Genomic DNA, 250 nt, shown 5'->3' with positions numbered 1-250 from the left:
AGAGAGTTCTATCAACTAGAAGCCGATGCACCTCTTTCTCAGCGAGAGCTGGCCAGGTTGCTAAAGCAGGATGGCTATCCTATTTCCCAGCCGCACATCAGCAAAATGCAGGATGCAGTGCGCTATTTGCTGCCCGCCATTCCCAACACGCTCTATGCAGGACTGGGTAAGCCGCAGATTGAAAAGCTGACTGTTCTGCGTCGGGCAAGTGAGAGAGCTTGGTTAAAGCATTCTGGATCATCAATTCAAG

General features: G+C 50.8%; 1 pseudogene. It reads left to right on the top strand.

From position 1 onward, the window contains the following. Positions 1 to 250, top strand: a pseudogene (locus SB786_RS37070) (hypothetical protein); the annotation flags it as partial.

The organism is Burkholderia sp. SIMBA_062 (assembly GCF_046534765.1).
GTDB classification, from domain to species: domain Bacteria; phylum Pseudomonadota; class Gammaproteobacteria; order Burkholderiales; family Burkholderiaceae; genus Burkholderia; species Burkholderia ambifaria.
The sequence above is the reverse complement of the archived record's forward strand: the minus strand, read 5'-3'. Positions and strand labels throughout refer to the sequence as shown.